Raw genomic sequence first — 16,704 nt, forward strand, 5'->3', positions numbered from 1 at the left:
CACGAAGCAGCCGAGCGTGGGCTCGGCTCTACATCAACATTGCCGGCTCAGCCCCCGCAGGGCTTCAGGTCCAGCTCGAACACCAGGTCGTAGCGGCTGTTGATCCCGATCAGCGCTGCACGGATCGCGCAGTCGTCGCGATGGCGCGCGACCAGATCGGTGAAGATCTTCTCGCGGCCTTCGCAGTACCTGGCGCCGGCTTCTTCCAGTTCGCGGCGACGCTCGTCGTCGTACGCCTCTTCGCCAGCGAAATGCTGGCAGGTGTTCTCGCGTGCGAGGAAGGCCTGCACATCGGCCGGCATCGTGCAGTAGATGCGCACGTCCTCGACGTCATACACATCCTCCGGGACCGGGCAGCCGGCTGCCGCACGTGCCTTGTCCAGCGCCTCGTCGCCCGAGGGCAGACCGGTCGATGGCTCCGCTTCGGCGGTGGCCTCCACGGCGGCCGGTGCTTCCGCCGCCGGCGCGGCCGTCACGGCCGGTTCGGCCGGCGTGCTGCCCGGGGCGGCATCCGCGGTGCTGTGCGCTGCCTGCGGCGAACACGCCGCAAGCAGGGACAGGCAGCCGATCAGCGCAAGGCGCTTAGTCGGCACGGCCGGCAAACTCGCCCGTGGCGGTGTTCACCAGCACGCGTTCGCCGTTGACGATGTACTCCGGCACCATGATCTCGATACCGGTGTTGAGCTTGGCCGGCTTCGGGCGCTTGGTGGCGGTGCCGCCCTTCAGTTCCGGCGGGGTCTCGATCACTTCCAGCACCACCGAGGCCGGCAGCTGGATCGCCACCGGCTGCTCGTCGATGACCTGCACGTAGATGCCGGTCAGGCCGTCGGTGATGTAGCCGGCGTCGTCGCCGATCACGTCCGCGTCCAGGGTGTAGGGGGTGTAGTCCTCGTCGTCGAGGAACACGAAGGCATCGCCGTCCTTGTACGAATAGGTGGACTGGCGGCGCAGCAGCTCGACCTCGACCAGGTTGTCGTCGGCATCGAAGCTGGCGTCGAGCTTGTTGCCGCCCGGCACGCTGTACATGATGAAGCGGAAGCGGACGTTGCCGCCGCGACCCTGCGGCGAGCTGCGCTCGATGTCGCGGATCTGGTACACGCCGTTGTTGTACTCGACGACGTTGCCCTTCTTGATGTCGTTGGCTTTCATGGTGATCTAGGTCGTTGGGGGAGGGCGCCGTCCCGGCGCCCGGGGGGAATCACTTCGGAGCGAGGCGGGTAGCGCCGTCCAGGCGGATGGTCTCGCCGTTGAGGTAGGTGTTGCCGAGGATGTAGCCGACCAGGCTGGCGAAGTCTTCCGGCTTGCCCAGGCGCGACGGGAACGGAATCGACGCGGCCAGTGACTGCTGCACGGCTTCGGGCATGCCGTCGACCATCGGCGTCCAGAACACGCCCGGGGCGATGGTATTGACGCGGATGCCAAAGCGCGAGAGTTCGCGTGCCATCGGCAACGTCATCGACACCACGCCGCCCTTGCTGGCGGCATAGGCGGCCTGGCCGATCTGGCCTTCATAGGCGGCGATGCTGGCGGTGTTGATGATCACGCCGCGCTCGCCGTCGGTGCCGGCTTCGTTGTGCTGCATGCGATTGGCAGCGGCCTTGGCGACGTTGAAGCTGCCGACCAGGTTGACCATCACCGTGCCCTGGAAACCGGCCAGCGGCATCGGGCCCTCCTTGCCCAGCACGCGGCCGGCGCCGAGGATGCCGGCACAGTTCATCGCAACGTTCAGGCCGCCGAGGAAATCGTGGGCCTGGTCAATGGCCGCGGTCACGGCTGCCTCGTCGCTGACGTTGACGTTGAAATAGCGGGCCTTGTCGGCACCCAGCCCGGCAACGGCGGCAGCGCCCTTGTCGTCGTTGAGGTCGAACAGGGCGACCTTGCCGCCTTGGGCGACGAGGTGCTGGGCCACGGCCAGGCCGAGGCCGGAGACGCCGCCAGTGATCACGGCACGTACGGAAGACAGCTGCATTGCACGGTCCTGCAGGTTCGAGAACCGCCGATTCTAACGGAAGCTGCGACTGTCGCCGTTGTGCACTGCGCCGCCTTTGCGGGGCGGCGCAGTGCGGTGGTCAACCGGCGGCGGCCAGCGCCTGCCCGGTACGGCTGGCGGTGGCACGGCCGAGCAGGCCGGCCAGCCAGCGCCCGGTCTCGGCCAGTGCCGGCAGGTCCACGCCGCTGTCCAGGCCCAGGCCCTGCAGCAGATAGACCACGTCTTCGCTGGCCACATTGCCGCTGGCGCCCTTGGCATACGGGCAGCCGCCAGCACCGGACACTGCGCTGTCGACCACGCGCACCCCTTCCTCCAGGCAGCTGGCGATGTTGGCGATGGCCTGCCCATAGGTGTCGTGGAAGTGCACGGCCAGTGCTTCCATCGGGATCTCGGCGGCAACCGCCTGCAGCATCGCCCGTGCCTTGCGCGGGGTGCCGACGCCGATGGTGTCGCCCAGCGAGATTTCGTAACAACCCATCTGGTGCAGGGCGCGCGCCACCCGCACCACGTCGGCCAGCGGCACCTCGCCCTGGTAGGGGCAGCCGAGCACGGTGGAGACATAGCCGCGCACGCGCACGCCATCGGCGGCGGCACGGCGCAGGATCGGCTCGAAGCGGGCCAGCGATTCGTCGATGCCGGCATTGGTGTTGGTGCGATTGAATGCTTCGGACGCGGCGGTGAACACCGCCACTTCCTCCACGCCCACCGCACGGGCGCGGTCGTAGCCCTGTTCGTTCGGCACCAGCACCGGGTAATGGATGCCCGGCCGGCGCTGGATGCCGGCGTAGACCTCGGCGGCGTCGGCCAGCTGCGGGATCCACTTCGGGCTGACGAAGCTGGTTGCCTCGATGCTGCGCAGGCCGGTGGCCGACAGGCGGTTGATCAGTTCGATCTTGTCGGCGGTGGACACCGACTGCTTTTCGTTCTGCAGCCCGTCACGCGGGCCGACCTCGACGATGCGGACGTAATCGCTCATGCGGCTGCCCCATCGGCGGGGCGGTGGCAGACCGCCTCGATGTTGTTGCCGTCCGGGTCGAGCACGAAGGCACCGTAGTAGTCCGGGTGGTACCAGGGGCGCAGGCCCGGGGCGCCGTTGTCGCGGCCGCCGGCGGCAAGGGCTGCGGCATGGAACGCGTCGACCTGGGTGCGGCTGGCGCAGGCGAAGGCCACATGCACGCCATGGCTGGCGCTGCCACCATTGCCGAGCCAGAAGAAGGGCTTGCCCTCGCTGCCGAAGCCGATGTGGTCGTGCGCGCCGGTCTGTTCGGCGGTGACTTCCATCACCACGCCGATCTGCAGCGGCGCCAGTGCCTGCAGGAAGAAGGACTTGCTGCGCGCCAGGTCGGCGCTGGTCAAACCAAGATGATCGAGCATGTTCAGGCTTCCGTGACCCAATGGGGGGCGCGCTTGTCGAGGAAGGCGCCCAGGCCTTCCTGGCCCTCGGCGGACACCCGCAGGCGCGCGATCAGGGCGGCATTATCCCGATCCAGGGCGTCGCGGTCATGACTGTCGCGGACCTGCCGCACCAGCTGCTTGGCGGTGGCCGAGGCGATCGGGCCGGCCTTGTCGAGCAGGGCCAGCTGGCGCTCCAGTGCTTCGTCCAGGCGCTCGGGCTCGACCAGCTGGTGGACCAGGCCGATGCGCAGCGCGGTGTCGGCATCGAAGTGCTCGCCGGTGGCGAACCAGCGGCGCGCCTGGCGCGGGCCGATGGCCTCGATCACGTAGGGCGAGATCACCGCCGGCAGCAGGCCCAGGCGGCTTTCGGTCAGGCCGAAGCGGGCCGAGCTGCTGGCGATGGCGATGTCGCAGCAGGCCACCAGGCCGACGCCGCCACCGAAGGCCGCGCCGTGGACCCGGGCCAGGGTCGGCTTGGGCAGTTCGTCCAGGGTGCGCATCAGCCGTGCCAGGGCCAGCGAGTCCTCGCGGTTGTCGGCCTCGCTGGCCGCGGCCATGCCGCGCATCCACTGCATGTCGGCGCCGGCCGAGAAGGACGCGCCGTGGCCGGCCACCACCACCGCGCGCACCGCATCATCGCGCCCGGCGGCTTCCAGGGCAGCGGTCAGCCGCGCGATCAGGCTGGCGTCAAAGGCGTTGTGCAGCTCCGGCCGGTTCAGCCAGAGGGTGAGGACAGCGCCACGGCGCTCGATCTGCAAAGCATCGTTCATGGGATTCCAGGGTCACTCCATACCTGTATGGATCATAGCGGGCCATTGGTCATGGGCCATGACGCGGCGCGGGAATGTTAGAATCGAGAACCATTTACATCCAGCAGAGAACACGCTAGATGACGCTGTCCGAACTGCCGCTGCACACCTCGGCCGTGGTCGAGTCCGTGCAGGACCTGCATGCCAACGATGCCATCGCCCGTCGCCTGCGCGAGCTGGGTTTCGTGAAGGGCGAGGAAGTGCGCCTGGTGGCCAAGGGCCCGGTGGGGGGCGAGCCGCTGCTGGTGCAGGTCGGGTTCACCCGGTTCGCGCTGCGGATCAGTGAAGCCAAGCGCGTCGTGGTCGACGCCGCCAGCCAGGAACGACGTGCATGACCGCTGCAGCCTCCACCACGCCCCTGCGCATCGCGCTGGTCGGTAACCCGAACAGCGGCAAGACTGCGCTGTTCAACCAGCTGACCGGCAGCCGGCAGAAGGTCGCGAACTACACCGGCGTCACCGTCGAGCGCAAGGAAGGCCGCCTGCGTGCGCCGTCCGGCCGTGAATTCGCCGTGCTCGACCTGCCGGGCGCCTACAGCCTGCACCCCGCCAGCCTGGACGAGGCGATCACCCGTGACCTGTGCCGGGGTTTCTACCCGGGCGAAGCCGCGCCGGACGTGCTGCTGTGCGTGATCGATGCGACCAACCTGCGCCTGCACCTGCGTTTCGCGCTGGAACTGCGCGAGCTGGGCAAGCCGATGGTGGTGGCCCTGAACATGGTTGATGCGGCCCAGCGCCGCGGCATCCAGGTGGATGTGGCCGCGCTGGAGCGCGAGCTGGGCGTGCCGGTGGTGGAGACCGTGGCGGTGCGCAAGCAGGGCGCCAAGTCCCTGGTCGAGCGCCTCGACGCGATGGTGCCGCACCTGGACGCGCCGGTGCCGGGCCCGGAAGGTGGCATCGACTACCACGCCAAGGTGCGCGAGATCCTGTCGGTCGCCGTGCGGATGCCGGCGCGCACCGCGAAAATCGACGACGCGCTGGACCGCTGGCTGCTGCATCCGGTGTTCGGCCTGGTCACCCTGGTGGTGGTCATGTTCCTGATCTTCCAGGCCGTGTTTGCCTGGGCGACGCCGGTCATGGATGGCATCGAGGCAGGCTTCGGCTGGCTGGGCGAGTTTGTCGGCGGTGTCCTGCCGGAGGGGCCACTTACCAGCCTGCTGACCGACGGCATCATTGCTGGCGTCGGCGGCGTTGTGGTGTTCCTGCCGCAGATCCTGATCCTGTTCTTCTTCATCCTGGTGCTGGAGGAATCCGGCTACCTGCCGCGTGCGGCGTTCCTGCTTGATCGCATGATGGCCGGAGCCGGCCTGTCCGGCCGTTCGTTCATCCCGCTGCTGTCCAGCTTCGCCTGTGCGGTGCCGGGCATCATGGCGACCCGCAGCATCCAGGATCCGCGTGACCGCCTGGCCACCATCCTGGTCGCACCGCTGATGACCTGTTCGGCGCGCCTGCCGGTCTACACGCTGCTGATCGGTGCGTTCATTCCCAATGCCAAGGTCGGCATCTTCAACCAGCAGGGCCTGGTCCTGTTCGGCCTGTATGTGGCGGGCATCCTCAGCGCGCTGGCGATGTCGTGGATCATGAAGAAGTGGCGGCGCGACAAGAGCGAGCATCCGCTGATGCTGGAGCTGCCGTCCTACCGCCTGCCGCATGTGCGTGACCTGGCCGTGGGCCTGTACGAGCGCGCGATGATCTTCCTGCGTCGCGTGGGTGGCATCATCCTGGCGCTGACCATCCTGCTGTGGGTGCTGCTGACCTTCCCGGGGGCACCGGCCGACGCCACGATGCCGGCCATTGATTACAGTTACGCCGGCCAGATCGGCCACGCGATGACGGCCGTCTTCGCGCCGCTGGGCTTCAACTGGCAGATCTGCATCGCGCTGATACCGGGCCTGGCTGCGCGCGAAGTGGCAGTGTCCTCGCTGGCGACGGTGTACGCGCTGTCGGCGGCTGACGATGACGCGGCGATCTCGGCGCTGTCGCCTGTGGTGGCCGATGGCTGGTCGCTGGCAACTGGACTGGCGCTGATGGTGTGGTTCATCTACGCACCGATGTGCATCTCGACGCTGGCCACCATCAAGCGCGAGACCAACTCGTGGAAGCAGATGGGCTTCGCCGCGTTCTACCTGTTCGCGGCGGCTTACGTGGCCGCGCTGATCACCTACCAGGTGACCAGGGCGCTGGGGGGCGGCTGATGGACGGCGGACTGCTGCTGCAGTACCTGATCATCGCGGTGGCCGTGCTGGTCAGTGCCTGGGTGGTGTTGAAGAAGCAGTTCCCGGGTACCGTGCGCAAGCTGCGCGGCGCATTGGCGTTGGCCCTGCTGAAGCCGGGCCGCGCTGCCTGGCTGCAGGCGCTGGGACGGAGGATCGCGCCGCCGGCCACCGGTGGCGGTGGTGCCTGTGGCGGTTGCGACAGCTGCGGGCCGACAAAAAAGTAGAGCCGGGCCAGGCTCGGCTGCTTTGCCTGGGGCGCATCCACGCATGGCGTGGATCTACCAGGGCCCTCTCTCGCGCCATGTGGATCTACCGCGCCTGGCGGCCCAGCTCCGCCGCCAGCGCCAGCCATCGGTCGCGTTGCGCCGACGAACTGCTGCGCACCGCACCCAGGCGGCTGACCCGCACCGGGCGGATGCCGCAGAACTCCAGGATGGTGGCGCGGATCTGAGTGATCCCCGGGTCGCGATAGATCCAGCGGTAGTACCAGGGTGGTGTATCCAGCGTGGTGATCACCCGTGCGCTGCGCCCGGCCAGCAGCCGGTCCCACCATACCGAATCGCGGCGGTAGCGGAAGGCGTACCCCGGCAGCAGCACACGATCGAAGAAGCCCTTCAGCAGGGCCGGCATCGCGCCCCACCAGGTGGGGTAGACCAGTACCAGGTGATCGCAGGCTTCGATCGCATTGGCTGCGTCCTGCAGATCGGCTTCCAACGGCTGGATCTGGCGGTAGCCGTGGCGCAGGACTGGATCGAATCCGAGTTCTCCAAGGGCGATCAGGCGCACCCGGTGGCCGGCATTCTCGGCGGCTGTGGCATAGCGCTGGGCGAGCGCGCCGCACAGGCTCTCGCGGTCGGGATGGCCGAGCAGGATCAGGATGGAGCGGGACACGGCAACCTCGGGCAGTGGAAAGTGCGCGAGGCTGCGGTCTGCCCCAGGGGCAGAGTCAAGCCCGGGTCGTGCAGCCGCCCGGTTCCAGTACGCAGTCACTGCTGCCGGAGAGCAGCCACTGCTGCAGTTCATCGCCGACCTGTTGCAGGGCATGCTCGACCTGCGCCAGCCGCGCCCGTTCGCTGGCAATGTGGCTGCGCTGCTGCTCCAGCAAGGCCAGCACCGCCGGCCAGTCGAGCCGTCCATCGCGGCCCTGCAGGCGGGAGATCGCCGCCAGCGTGATGCCCAGCGCCAACGCCTGGCGGATCAGCTGCACCCAGGCCACGTCCTGGTCACTGTAGTCGCGATAGCGGTTCAGGCGCGGCACGGGCGGCAGCAGCCCACGTGCCTCGTACAGGCGGATGGCCTTGGCGCTGGCACCGGTGAGGCGGCTGACCTCGGAGATGCGCATCGGCTCAGTCCCGTACCAGGCCGCCGTCGACCACCAGGTTCTGGCCGGTCACCGCGCGTGACCAGGGGCTGGCGAAGAACAGCGCGGCATCGGCGAATTCGGCCGGTGTGGTGACGCTGCGCAGTGGTGTGTTGGCGGCGATGTAGTCGAATACCGCTTCCGGCGTGGCGGCGCTGGCATCGGTGGTGCGCAGCAGGCCGCCGGACAGCATGTTCACGGTGATGCCATGCGGGCCGAGGTCGCCGGCCAGGGTGCGGGTCAGTGACAGCAGTGCGGCTTTGGCGGCGGTGTAATCGTGGTACGGCACTACCGGGTTCTGGAACAGGTTGGTGCCGATGTTGATCACTCGGCCGAATCGGCGGGCCTGCATGCCGGGCAGGGCGGCCTGCACAGTGTTCAGCGCGCCGCGCACGCTGCCCTCGAACTGCGCCTGGAAGGCCGGCCAGCCGATATCGGCGGCACCGTCGCGGGCATCACCATTGAACGAGAACGTCGCCAGCGCGTTGTTGACCACCGTGGTCACGCCTTGCCCGAAGTGGGCCAGCGCGTGCTGCAGCATGGCATCGACCTGGCCGCGGTCGGTGACGTCGGCCGGCAGCGCGATCGCCTGTCCGCCCAGTTCGGCAGCCAGCGCACGTGCGGCGCCTTCGCTGCGGTGGTAGTTGACGATGACGCGCGCACCCTGCGCAGCGAACGCGCGGGCGATGTGCTGGCCAAGGCCGCGGCCGGCGCCGGTGACCAGCACCAGCTGTTCGCTGATCTGCATGAGGGAGCTGCCATCCATTGCATGAAAGGGCATGCAGCGTAGCAGCGATGGCGCTTGCCGGAGCAGGCGTGCTGCCGCTAGCCTGCAGGCATGAACCAGACTCCCCTGCGATTGCTCATTCACGGTGCCTCCGGGCGCATGGGCCAGGCCCTGCTGCGGTTGGCCGCCGAACATCCCGAAACCCTGCAGATCGTGGCCGCAGTGACCGGCCGGGCGCCGGCCCAGCGCGTGGTCGACGGCGTGCCGTTCTTCGCCGCCAGCGAGCTGCCCGGCGCGCCGGTGTTCGATGTGGCGATCGACTTCAGCCTGCCGGAGGGCTTCGACCCGCTGCTGGCGCTGTGCGTGGAGCGGGGTGCAGGCCTGGTGTCGGGCACCACCGGCATCTCCAGCACGCAGCGCCAGGCGCTGGAGGCCGCGGCGGCGAAGATCCCGCTGGTCTGGGCCTCGAACTTCAGCCTGGGCGTGGCGGTACTGGACGAGCTGGTCGAGCGCGCGGCACAGGCGCTGGCTGGCTGGGACTGCGACATCGTCGAATCGCACCACACCCGGAAGAAGGACGCGCCGTCGGGCACCGCGCTGACCCTGGGGGCGGCCGCGCAGCGCGGCGGGGCGGAGCCGCATTACGCCAGCCTGCGTGCCGGAGACATCGTGGGTGAGCACCTGGTGCAGTTCGCCGGGCTGGGCGAGCGCATCGAGCTGGTGCATCGGGCCACCAACCGCGACATCTTCGCCCGCGGAGCCCTGTTCGCCGCCCGCCAGTTGCACGGCCGGGCGGCTGGCAGCTATCGGGTGCGCGACCTGCTGGACAACCCGGCGGGCTGATCCGCGGGGTCGGATCCCTTTCCGGCGGAAAGGGTTCTGACCCCCGCCTGCCATTGGGGTCAGTGCCCTTTTCCCGCAGGAAAAGGGATCCGACCCCGGCGACCGCGCTTTGCACACGCGGGCGTATTGAAATGAATGCGCAATCGCCTGTTCATGAAGCGCGATAACCGCTGGCGCGAGCGCCCCGGCAGCGCTACAATTCGCACTCGCCGAATCACGAAAGCCGGACCGGTCCCAGACCGTACGTCCGCGCTTTTTTGCAACCGGATTTCCGTGAAGCGCAGGCGTGACTTCGGCAGCCCCCTCGGTAGCCAAAGTGAGATTCCCGTGACCCAAGCCGCAATCCTCGTCCTCGAAGACGGCACCGTATTCGAGGGCGAATCCGTAGGCGCGCCCGGCCTGTCCGTCGGTGAGGTGGTGTTCAACACCGCCATGACCGGCTACCAGGAAGTGCTGACCGACCCGTCCTACGCCCGGCAGATGGTCACGCTGACCTATCCGCATATCGGTAACACCGGCATGACCGACCAGGACAATGAAGCGTCCAAGGTGTGGTCGGCCGGCCTGATCGTGCGCGACGTTCCCCGCCGTCCCAGCAACTGGCGCAGCCAGGTGTCGCTGCAGGACTGGCTGATCCAGCGCGGCGTGGTCGCCATCGCTGGCATCGACACCCGCAAGCTGACCCGCATCCTGCGCGAGAAGGGCGCGCAGAACGGTGCGCTGATGGCGGGCGACATCGACGTGGAAAAGGCACTGGAAGCCGCCCGCAAGTTCCCGGGGCTGAAGGGCATGGATCTGGCCAAGGTCGTCACTACCGAGAAGACCTACACCTGGACCGAGGGCCAGCTGGACCTGGATGCCAATGCCTTCGTCAGCGTGCCGGCCAAATACAAGGTCGTGGCCTACGACTTCGGCGTGAAGACCAACATCCTGCGCATGCTGGCCGAGCGCGGCTGCGAAGTGACCGTGGTGCCGGCGCAGACCCCGGCTGCCGAAGTGCTGGCATTGAAGCCCGACGGCGTGTTCCTGTCCAACGGCCCGGGTGACCCGGAGCCGTGCGACTACGCCATCGAAGCGATCAAGACCTTCATCGATGTGAAGATCCCGACCTTCGGCATCTGCCTGGGCCATCAGCTGCTGGGCCTGGCCTCGGGCGCGCAGACCATGAAGATGGGCCACGGCCACCACGGTGCCAACCACCCGGTGCAGGACCTGGACAGCGGCCGGGTGATGATCACCTCGCAGAACCATGGCTTCGCGATCGATGAAGCGACCCTGCCGGCGACCCTGCGCGTGACCCACCGTTCGCTGTTCGACGGTACCAACCAGGGCGTCGCCCGCACCGACGTGCCGGCATTCTCGTTCCAGGGCCACCCGGAAGCGTCGCCGGGCCCGACCGACGTCGGCCCGCTGTTCGACCGCTTCGTGGTGCTGATGGAGCAGGCCAAGGCGTGATCAGTACGCCGCCGGCCTGCCGGTGGCGTCGCGATGGACCGTAAACCCCGCATCGCTGCTGCCGCTGGCGCGGCGCTGCGGATCAAGATTCCTGATCGACAGCGTGCGATCACCCCCCTTGTCACGCTGTACTGACTTAGAGAAGAAAATGCCCAAGCGCACTGACCTCAAGACCATCCTCATCATCGGTGCTGGCCCGATCGTCATCGGCCAGGCCTGCGAGTTCGACTACTCCGGCGCCCAGGCCTGCAAGGCCCTGCGTGACGAGGGTTACCGCGTGGTGCTGGTCAACAGCAACCCGGCCACGATCATGACCGACCCGGAGATGGCCGACGCCGTCTACATCGAGCCGATCAACTGGCAGACGGTCGAGAAGATCATCGCCAAGGAGAAGCCCGATGCGCTGCTGCCGACCATGGGTGGCCAGACCGCGCTGAACTGCGCGCTGGACCTGGCTGACCACGGCGTGCTGGAGAAGTACAACGTCGAGCTGATCGGCGCCAAGCGCGAAGCGATCCGCATGGCCGAAGACCGCGAGCTGTTCCGCGTGGCCATGGGTGAGATCGGCCTGGAATGCCCGACCGCTGCCGTCGCCCACACCCTGGACGAAGCACTGGAAATCCAGACCCGCGTCGGCTACCCGACCATCATCCGCCCCAGCTTCACCCTGGGCGGCAGCGGTGGCGGCATCGCCTACAACCGCGAAGAGCTGGTCGAGATCGTCAGCCGCGGCCTGGAACTGTCGCCGACCACCGAAGTGCTGGTGGAAGAGTCGGTGCTGGGCTGGAAGGAGTTCGAGATGGAAGTGGTCCGCGATACCGCGGACAACTGCATCATCGTCTGCTCGATCGAAAACCTGGACCCGATGGGCGTGCACACCGGTGACTCGATCACCGTGGCGCCGGCGCAGACCCTGACCGACAAGGAATACCAGCGCCTGCGCGATGCCTCCATCGCCGTGCTGCGCAAGATCGGCGTCGATACCGGTGGCTCGAACGTGCAGTTCGGCATCAACCCGAAGACTGGCCGCGTGGTCGTCATCGAGATGAACCCGCGCGTGTCGCGTTCCTCGGCGCTGGCGTCCAAGGCCACCGGCTTCCCGATCGCCAAGGTCGCCGCCAAGCTGGCCGTGGGCTACACCCTGGACGAACTGAAGAACGAGATCACCGGCGGCCTGACCCCGGCCTCGTTCGAGCCGTCGATCGACTACGTCGTCACCAAGATCCCGCGTTTCGCCTTCGAGAAGTTCCCGGCTGCCGATGCCCGCCTGACCACCCAGATGAAGTCGGTGGGTGAGGTGATGGCGATGGGCCGCACCTTCCAGGAGTCGGTGCAGAAGGCCCTGCGTGGCCTGGAAACCGGCAAGGTCGGCTTCGACCCCACCGGCCTGGACCTGGCCAACGAAGAAGACCTGCAGACCCTGCGCCGCGAGCTGAAGGCGCCGGGCCCGGAGCGCCTGTTCTTCGTCGCCGACGCGTTCCGCGCCGGCATGAGCGTGGAAGAGATCTACGCACTGTCGTTCATCGATCACTGGTTCCTGGACCAGATCGAGGAAATCATCGCTGCCGAAGCCAGCGTTGCCGCCGGTGGTATCGATGCGCTGGACGCTGCACGCCTGCGCAAGCTGAAGCGCGCTGGCTTCTCCGACGCCCGCCTGGCGCAGCTGACCGGCACCAACGAAGCCGCCATCCGCGCGCTGCGTCGTGCACACAAGGTGCGCCCGGTCTACAAGCGCGTGGACTCCTGCGCCGGTGAGTTCTCCACCGGCACCGCCTACCTGTACTCGACCTACGAGGACGAGTGCGAGGCCGCGCCGAGCAACCGCGACAAGATCATGATCCTGGGCGGTGGCCCGAACCGCATCGGCCAGGGCATCGAGTTCGACTACTGCTGCGTGCACGCGGCGCTGGCGCTTCGCGAGGATGGTTATGAAACCATCATGGTCAACTGCAACCCGGAAACCGTGTCGACCGACTACGACACCTCCGACCGCCTGTACTTCGAACCGCTGACCCTGGAAGACGTGCTGGAAATCGTCGAACTGGAACAGCCGAAGGGCGTGATCGTGCAGTACGGCGGCCAGACCCCGCTGAAGCTGGCGCGCGCGCTGGAAGCCAATGGCGTGCCGGTGATCGGCACCAGCCCCGATTCGATCGACCTGGCTGAAGACCGCGAGCGCTTCCAGCAGCTGGTCGACAAGCTGGGCCTGAAGCAGCCGCCGAACCGCATCGCCCGCAACGACCAGGAAGCCCTGCTGCTGGCCCGCGAGATCGGCTACCCGCTGGTGGTGCGCCCGAGCTACGTGCTGGGCGGCCGTGCGATGGAAATCGTCTACGGCGAAGCCGACCTGGCCCGCTACGTGCGCGACGCGGTGAAGGTGTCCAACGATTCGCCGGTGCTGCTGGACCGCTTCCTCGACAACGCCGTCGAGTGCGACGTCGACATCATCGCCGACAAGGATGGCAACGTCCTGATCGGTGGCGTGATGGAGCACATCGAAGAAGCCGGCGTGCACTCGGGCGATTCCTCGTGCTCGCTGCCGCCGTACTCGCTGTCGGCTGAAACCCAGGCCGAACTGCGCCGCCAGGTGGTGGAGCTGGCCAAGGCCCTGAACGTGGTCGGCCTGATGAACACCCAGTTCGCGATCCAGACCAGCGACGAAGGTGCCGACACCATCTTCCTGCTGGAAGTGAACCCGCGTGCCTCGCGCACCGTGCCGTTCGTGTCCAAGGCCACCGGCATGCCGCTGGCCAAGATCGCCGCGCGCTGCATGGCTGGCAAGAGCCTGGCCGAGCAGGGCGCGACCAAGGAAATCGTGCCGCACTACTACTCGGTGAAGGAAGCCATCTTCCCGTTCGCCAAGTTCCAGGGCGTCGACCCGATCCTGGGGCCGGAGATGCGCTCCACCGGTGAGGTGATGGGTGTCGGCCGCACCTTCAACGCCGCCTTCGCGCGTGCGCAGGAAGCCGGTGGCATCAAGGCGCCGCCGGTCGGCAAGGCCTTCGTCTCGGTCCGTGATCCGGACAAGAAGCGCGTGCTGCCGGTGGCCAAGGCGCTGCTGGCGCGTGGCTACAGCCTGGTCGCCACCCGTGGCACCGCCGCATGGCTGCAGCAGCACGGCATGGACTGCGAGATCATCAACAAGGTGGTCGAAGGCCGTCCGCACATCGTCGACTCGATCAAGAACGGCGAGATCGTCTACATCGTCAACACGACCGAAGGTCGTTCGGCGATCAACGACTCGTTCTCGATCCGTCGCGAGGCGCTGCAGCATCGCGTCACCTACTCGACCACCATTGCCGGCGCCAAGGCGCTGGTGGATTCACTGGAATTCCGCGGCACCGGCCCCGTCTGGTCGCTGCAGGAGCTGCACAAGGAGTTGAATGCATGAGAGCCCCCATCACGATGAAGGGCGCGCAGAAGCTGCGCGACGAACTGGATCACCTGAAGTCGGTCAAGCGCCCGAAGGTGATCGCCGCGATCGCCGAAGCGCGTGAGCATGGCGACCTGAAGGAGAACGCCGAGTACCACGCCGCGCGCGAGGAACAGGGCTTCATCGAAGGCCGCATCAAGCAGCTGGAAGGTGAGCTGTCGCACGCCGAGATCATCGACGTGAGCAAGCTCAATGCCGGCTCCAAGGTGGTGTTCGGCGCCAGCGTGACGCTGGCCGACGTGGAAACCGACGAAGAGAAGAAGTACCAGATCGTCGGAGACCTGGAAGCGGACATCAAGCTGGGCCTGATCGCCATTTCCTCGCCGGTGGCGCGCGCGATGATCGGCAAGCTGGAAGGCGATTCGATCGTGATCGACGCCCCGGCTGGCCAGCGCGAATACGAGATCGTCAGCGTCAGCTACCTGGACTGACCCGATGGCAACGGCGACCCTGCTGTTGCCGGCACGCAGCCGCTTTGCCGCGGCTGCGCTGCCCGACGATGTGGCGCGTGCGCTTGGCCGCGCCACCAGCGTGCAGGTCACGCCGGGCGAGCGTGCGCAGCTGACCCGCCATTTCGCGGTTGCCGCGCCGCACTGGCCGGTGGCCGCGTTGACCCGCCAGCGTGACGTCGGTGATGCCGCCGGCGCCAGCTGGCTGCGTGCCGATCCGGCCTGCATGGTGCCGGACATGCACGGTGCACGGATGATGGCCTACGGCGAAACACTGCGGCCGACCCTGGCCGACAGCCTGGCGTTGCTGCCGGTGCTGCAGCCGTTGTTCGCCGATGCCGGATTCGTGCTCGACGCGCCCGATCCCTCGCGCTGGTACCTGCGCCTGCCGATCGACTGCGAGCTGCCGGACTTCGACAGTCCGGACGAGGTGCTGGGTGATGACCTGTTCTCGCATCTGCCGGAAGGCGAGGGCGGCCGTCGCTGGCGGGCGCTGATGACCGAAGCGCAGGTACTGTTGCACAACCATTCCTGGAACCAGCAACGCGCCGCGCAGGGACAACAGCCGATCAATTCGCTGTGGTTCTGGGGTGGTGGCGTGATGCCGGTGTCGGTCAGCACGCCGCACGTGCAGGTACGCAGCCGCGATGCCCTGCTGCAGGGCCTGGCCCTGGCTGCCGGTGTCGCCGCGGACGGTGAGCAGGCGGTGGATGCCTTGGTCGATCTGCGCCAGCTGCGTTCCCTGCAGCAGCTCGGAAATGATGCGATCCGTCCGCTGCTGGCCGCGCTGAAGCGCGGCGAGCTGCAACGTCTTGTGCTGGATTTCGAGGACGGCCTGCAGTTCCAGCTGGATCGTAGCCAGCGCTGGCAGTTCTGGAAGAAGCCGCGCGAGCTTCACGATTGAGGCCGACGCTGCCCGCTGCCGCGCAGGCACGGGTGCTGCTGATTGCGCTGTGGAGCCGAGCCCATGCCCGGCTTCAGCACTAGTGGACTTCCGTAACGTAGGTCGGCAACGACCAGTGCCTGCGGCTCCGGGGTGAGCAGTGGTCGCCCGGATACGTCGCGCTCAGGACCAGACGGGAGCCATCCCAGGCCCAATGCCGGTTCGTGCCGCAGGTATCGGTGTCGGTCACGAAGCCCTCTTCAAGGAACACCGCGTACGGATAGAGCGGAAACAGCGCGCTCCGCGAGACCAGTGAGGGTGCGAACGGTGGGCGGTCGCGGACCAGCCAGGTACCGGCCGGCACGATGTGGCGGCCGGTTGCACAGTTCAACTGGGCCAGGACATGGCGGGCATCCACCCTCTCGATGTGCAGTTGGCGCGAGGACATCCGATCACACGCGTTCCCCGTCGCGGCCACCGGTTGCAGCTGCTGCAGCAGATCTGCCCGCTCGGCCAGCTGCGCATCGCCTTCCTGAGCTTCGACCAGCAACGACGGTGCCTTGAGTGGCGGTGCGGCGACTGCGGCCGGCACCTTCGATTCCGGCTGCGAGCCCTTGCGTACCAGTGCGCCTGGTGTATCCAGCCGGCCTTGTGCTGCGTCCATCCTCAGCAACAGCGTGCGGATGCCGCGATCGGACAGCGGCCACGCGCGGCCCGAGGCGTCGCGCATCTCGACGCGCTTGCCGTCCAGCAATGCCTCGATCAGGGTGGTCACGTAATGTGCGGACAGCGCCAGGCCAGGGCCGAGCGCTTCGCTATGGCCGATGGCACCGAGGTCCTTTCCGTCCACGCGCAGTCGCAGCGTCCCTTCGGGTGCCACCGCAGCCGGCGTCGGCGGCGCGTCCTCGCCGCCTTCGGCCATTGACAGCCGAGCGGTGACCGCCGTGCGTGGCCCGCCAGTGCGTTCGATCAGCGCGCTCAGCATCAGCGGCGCCAGTGGACCGTAGGCCGCCAGGCGGCAGGTGCGGGTATTGTCGCAGGCCATCACGCCGTCACCCTCCACGAACGACATGCCGACCGGTTCCGTGGCTGTGGCCGTCGATGCCAGCGTCAGCGATGCCAGCAGCAACGGCGTGCGCAACAGT

At 67.7% G+C, this 16,704-nt stretch carries 18 protein-coding genes; 8 read left to right on the plus strand and 10 right to left on the minus strand.

The window, feature by feature from the left end:
- Window positions 1-47: 47 nt before the first annotated feature.
- The 6 genes from B9Y64_RS16850 to B9Y64_RS16875 form a co-directional block, all read right to left on the minus strand.
- Window positions 48-593 carry a hypothetical protein gene (locus tag B9Y64_RS16850; protein ID WP_100441762.1) on the minus strand — a complete coding sequence of 182 codons (546 nt, stop codon included), beginning with the start codon at window positions 591-593 and terminating at the stop codon, window positions 48-50.
- A complete protein-coding gene (yeiP, locus tag B9Y64_RS16855) occupies window positions 583-1,149 on the minus strand; it encodes an elongation factor P-like protein YeiP (protein ID WP_005409468.1) in 567 nt (188 codons plus the stop codon). The genes B9Y64_RS16850 and yeiP overlap by 11 nt, the downstream gene beginning before the upstream one ends.
- A 49-nt stretch (window positions 1,150-1,198) precedes the next feature.
- On the minus strand, window positions 1,199-1,969 hold the full coding sequence (locus tag B9Y64_RS16860; protein ID WP_100441696.1) for an SDR family oxidoreductase: 771 nt from the start codon (window positions 1,967-1,969) through the stop codon (window positions 1,199-1,201).
- Between the two features lie 100 nt (window positions 1,970-2,069).
- Window positions 2,070-2,966: a hydroxymethylglutaryl-CoA lyase gene (locus B9Y64_RS16865; RefSeq protein ID WP_100441697.1), complete on the minus strand. Its 897-nt coding sequence runs from the start codon at window positions 2,964-2,966 to the stop codon at window positions 2,070-2,072.
- On the minus strand, window positions 2,963-3,364 hold the full coding sequence (locus B9Y64_RS16870) for a VOC family protein (RefSeq protein ID WP_100441698.1): 402 nt from the start codon (window positions 3,362-3,364) through the stop codon (window positions 2,963-2,965). Before B9Y64_RS16870 ends, B9Y64_RS16865 begins: the two co-directional genes overlap by 4 nt.
- A gap of 2 nt (window positions 3,365-3,366) precedes the next feature.
- Entirely contained in the window at window positions 3,367-4,155 is a 789-nt protein-coding gene (locus B9Y64_RS16875; protein ID WP_100441699.1) for an enoyl-CoA hydratase/isomerase family protein, read from the minus strand.
- Window positions 4,156-4,274: 119 nt separating this feature from the next.
- Between B9Y64_RS16875 and B9Y64_RS16880 the strand changes: the two genes are divergently transcribed.
- Genes B9Y64_RS16880 through B9Y64_RS16890 form a run of 3 tightly spaced genes read left to right on the plus strand, consistent with a single transcriptional unit; the run spans window position 4,275 to window position 6,633 of the window.
- A complete protein-coding gene (locus B9Y64_RS16880) occupies window positions 4,275-4,529 on the plus strand; it encodes a FeoA family protein (protein WP_005409473.1) in 255 nt (84 codons plus the stop codon).
- On the plus strand, window positions 4,526-6,388 hold the full coding sequence (feoB, locus tag B9Y64_RS16885; RefSeq protein WP_100441700.1) for a ferrous iron transport protein B: 1,863 nt from the start codon (window positions 4,526-4,528) through the stop codon (window positions 6,386-6,388). Before B9Y64_RS16880 ends, feoB begins: the two co-directional genes overlap by 4 nt.
- Window positions 6,388-6,633: a DUF6587 family protein gene (locus B9Y64_RS16890; protein ID WP_100441701.1), complete on the plus strand. Its 246-nt coding sequence runs from the start codon at window positions 6,388-6,390 to the stop codon at window positions 6,631-6,633. Before feoB ends, B9Y64_RS16890 begins: the two co-directional genes overlap by 1 nt.
- Window positions 6,634-6,718: 85 nt before the next feature.
- On the opposite strand, the gene B9Y64_RS16895 is transcribed toward B9Y64_RS16890, so the two are convergent.
- From B9Y64_RS16895 to B9Y64_RS16905, 3 genes are read right to left on the minus strand one after another with little or no spacing between them, the layout of a single operon-like run.
- Entirely contained in the window at window positions 6,719-7,300 is a 582-nt protein-coding gene (locus B9Y64_RS16895; RefSeq protein ID WP_100441702.1) for an NAD(P)H-dependent oxidoreductase, read from the minus strand.
- A 55-nt stretch (window positions 7,301-7,355) separates the two neighbouring features.
- Window positions 7,356-7,751, minus strand: a complete 396-nt coding sequence (locus B9Y64_RS16900; RefSeq protein ID WP_100441703.1) for a MerR family transcriptional regulator — start codon at window positions 7,749-7,751, stop codon at window positions 7,356-7,358.
- 4 nt (window positions 7,752-7,755) lie between these two features.
- On the minus strand, window positions 7,756-8,517 hold the full coding sequence (locus B9Y64_RS16905; protein WP_413482953.1) for a 3-oxoacyl-ACP reductase: 762 nt from the start codon (window positions 8,515-8,517) through the stop codon (window positions 7,756-7,758).
- A gap of 90 nt (window positions 8,518-8,607) precedes the next feature.
- Here B9Y64_RS16905 and dapB point away from each other — a divergent pair, with 90 nt between their 5' ends.
- The 5 genes from dapB (at window position 8,608) to B9Y64_RS16930 (ending at window position 15,580) form a co-directional block, all read left to right on the plus strand.
- Window positions 8,608-9,339 (plus strand): 4-hydroxy-tetrahydrodipicolinate reductase, encoded by a 732-nt coding sequence (gene dapB, locus B9Y64_RS16910; RefSeq protein WP_100441705.1) that lies wholly within the window; start codon window positions 8,608-8,610, stop codon window positions 9,337-9,339.
- 327 nt (window positions 9,340-9,666) lie between these two features.
- On the plus strand, window positions 9,667-10,794 hold the full coding sequence (gene carA / locus B9Y64_RS16915; RefSeq protein ID WP_032128798.1) for a glutamine-hydrolyzing carbamoyl-phosphate synthase small subunit: 1,128 nt from the start codon (window positions 9,667-9,669) through the stop codon (window positions 10,792-10,794).
- A 148-nt stretch (window positions 10,795-10,942) separates the two neighbouring features.
- Window positions 10,943-14,185: a carbamoyl-phosphate synthase large subunit gene (gene carB, locus B9Y64_RS16920; RefSeq protein WP_100441706.1), complete on the plus strand. Its 3,243-nt coding sequence runs from the start codon at window positions 10,943-10,945 to the stop codon at window positions 14,183-14,185.
- A gap of 8 nt (window positions 14,186-14,193) precedes the next feature.
- Window positions 14,194-14,658, plus strand: coding sequence for a transcription elongation factor GreA (gene greA / locus B9Y64_RS16925; protein ID WP_188489793.1), 465 nt, complete (start codon window positions 14,194-14,196; stop codon window positions 14,656-14,658).
- Window positions 14,659-14,662: 4 nt separating this feature from the next.
- Window positions 14,663-15,580, plus strand: a complete 918-nt coding sequence (locus tag B9Y64_RS16930) for a phosphoglycerate mutase (RefSeq protein WP_100441708.1) — start codon at window positions 14,663-14,665, stop codon at window positions 15,578-15,580.
- A gap of 79 nt (window positions 15,581-15,659) precedes the next feature.
- Here the strand turns inward: B9Y64_RS16930 and B9Y64_RS16935 are convergent, their stop codons facing one another.
- A complete protein-coding gene (locus tag B9Y64_RS16935; protein WP_157804534.1) occupies window positions 15,660-16,688 on the minus strand; it encodes a DUF1176 domain-containing protein in 1,029 nt (342 codons plus the stop codon).
- Between the last annotated feature and the right edge of the window lie 16 nt (window positions 16,689-16,704).

Source organism: Stenotrophomonas maltophilia (assembly GCF_002799245.1).
GTDB classification, from domain to species: domain Bacteria; phylum Pseudomonadota; class Gammaproteobacteria; order Xanthomonadales; family Xanthomonadaceae; genus Stenotrophomonas; species Stenotrophomonas maltophilia_S.

Bases quoted from the DNA above. Each gene is read 5' to 3' on its own strand.
- yeiP (WP_005409468.1), bottom strand. From the start codon at position 1,149: ATGAAAGCCAACGACATCAAGAAGGGCAACGTCGTCGAGTACAACAAC.
- B9Y64_RS16860 (WP_100441696.1), bottom strand. From the start codon at position 1,969: ATGCAGCTGTCTTCCGTACGTGCCGTGATCACTGGCGGCGTCTCCGGC.
- B9Y64_RS16865 (WP_100441697.1), bottom strand. From the start codon at position 2,966: ATGAGCGATTACGTCCGCATCGTCGAGGTCGGCCCGCGTGACGGGCTG.
- B9Y64_RS16870 (WP_100441698.1), bottom strand. From the start codon at position 3,364: ATGCTCGATCATCTTGGTTTGACCAGCGCCGACCTGGCGCGCAGCAAG.
- B9Y64_RS16875 (WP_100441699.1), bottom strand. From the start codon at position 4,155: ATGAACGATGCTTTGCAGATCGAGCGCCGTGGCGCTGTCCTCACCCTC.
- B9Y64_RS16880 (WP_005409473.1), top strand. From the start codon at position 4,275: ATGACGCTGTCCGAACTGCCGCTGCACACCTCGGCCGTGGTCGAGTCC.
- feoB (WP_100441700.1), top strand. From the start codon at position 4,526: ATGACCGCTGCAGCCTCCACCACGCCCCTGCGCATCGCGCTGGTCGGT.
- B9Y64_RS16890 (WP_100441701.1), top strand. From the start codon at position 6,388: ATGGACGGCGGACTGCTGCTGCAGTACCTGATCATCGCGGTGGCCGTG.
- B9Y64_RS16900 (WP_100441703.1), bottom strand. From the start codon at position 7,751: ATGCGCATCTCCGAGGTCAGCCGCCTCACCGGTGCCAGCGCCAAGGCC.
- B9Y64_RS16905 (WP_413482953.1), bottom strand. From the start codon at position 8,517: ATGCAGATCAGCGAACAGCTGGTGCTGGTCACCGGCGCCGGCCGCGGC.
- dapB (WP_100441705.1), top strand. From the start codon at position 8,608: ATGAACCAGACTCCCCTGCGATTGCTCATTCACGGTGCCTCCGGGCGC.
- carB (WP_100441706.1), top strand. From the start codon at position 10,943: ATGCCCAAGCGCACTGACCTCAAGACCATCCTCATCATCGGTGCTGGC.
- B9Y64_RS16930 (WP_100441708.1), top strand. From the start codon at position 14,663: ATGGCAACGGCGACCCTGCTGTTGCCGGCACGCAGCCGCTTTGCCGCG.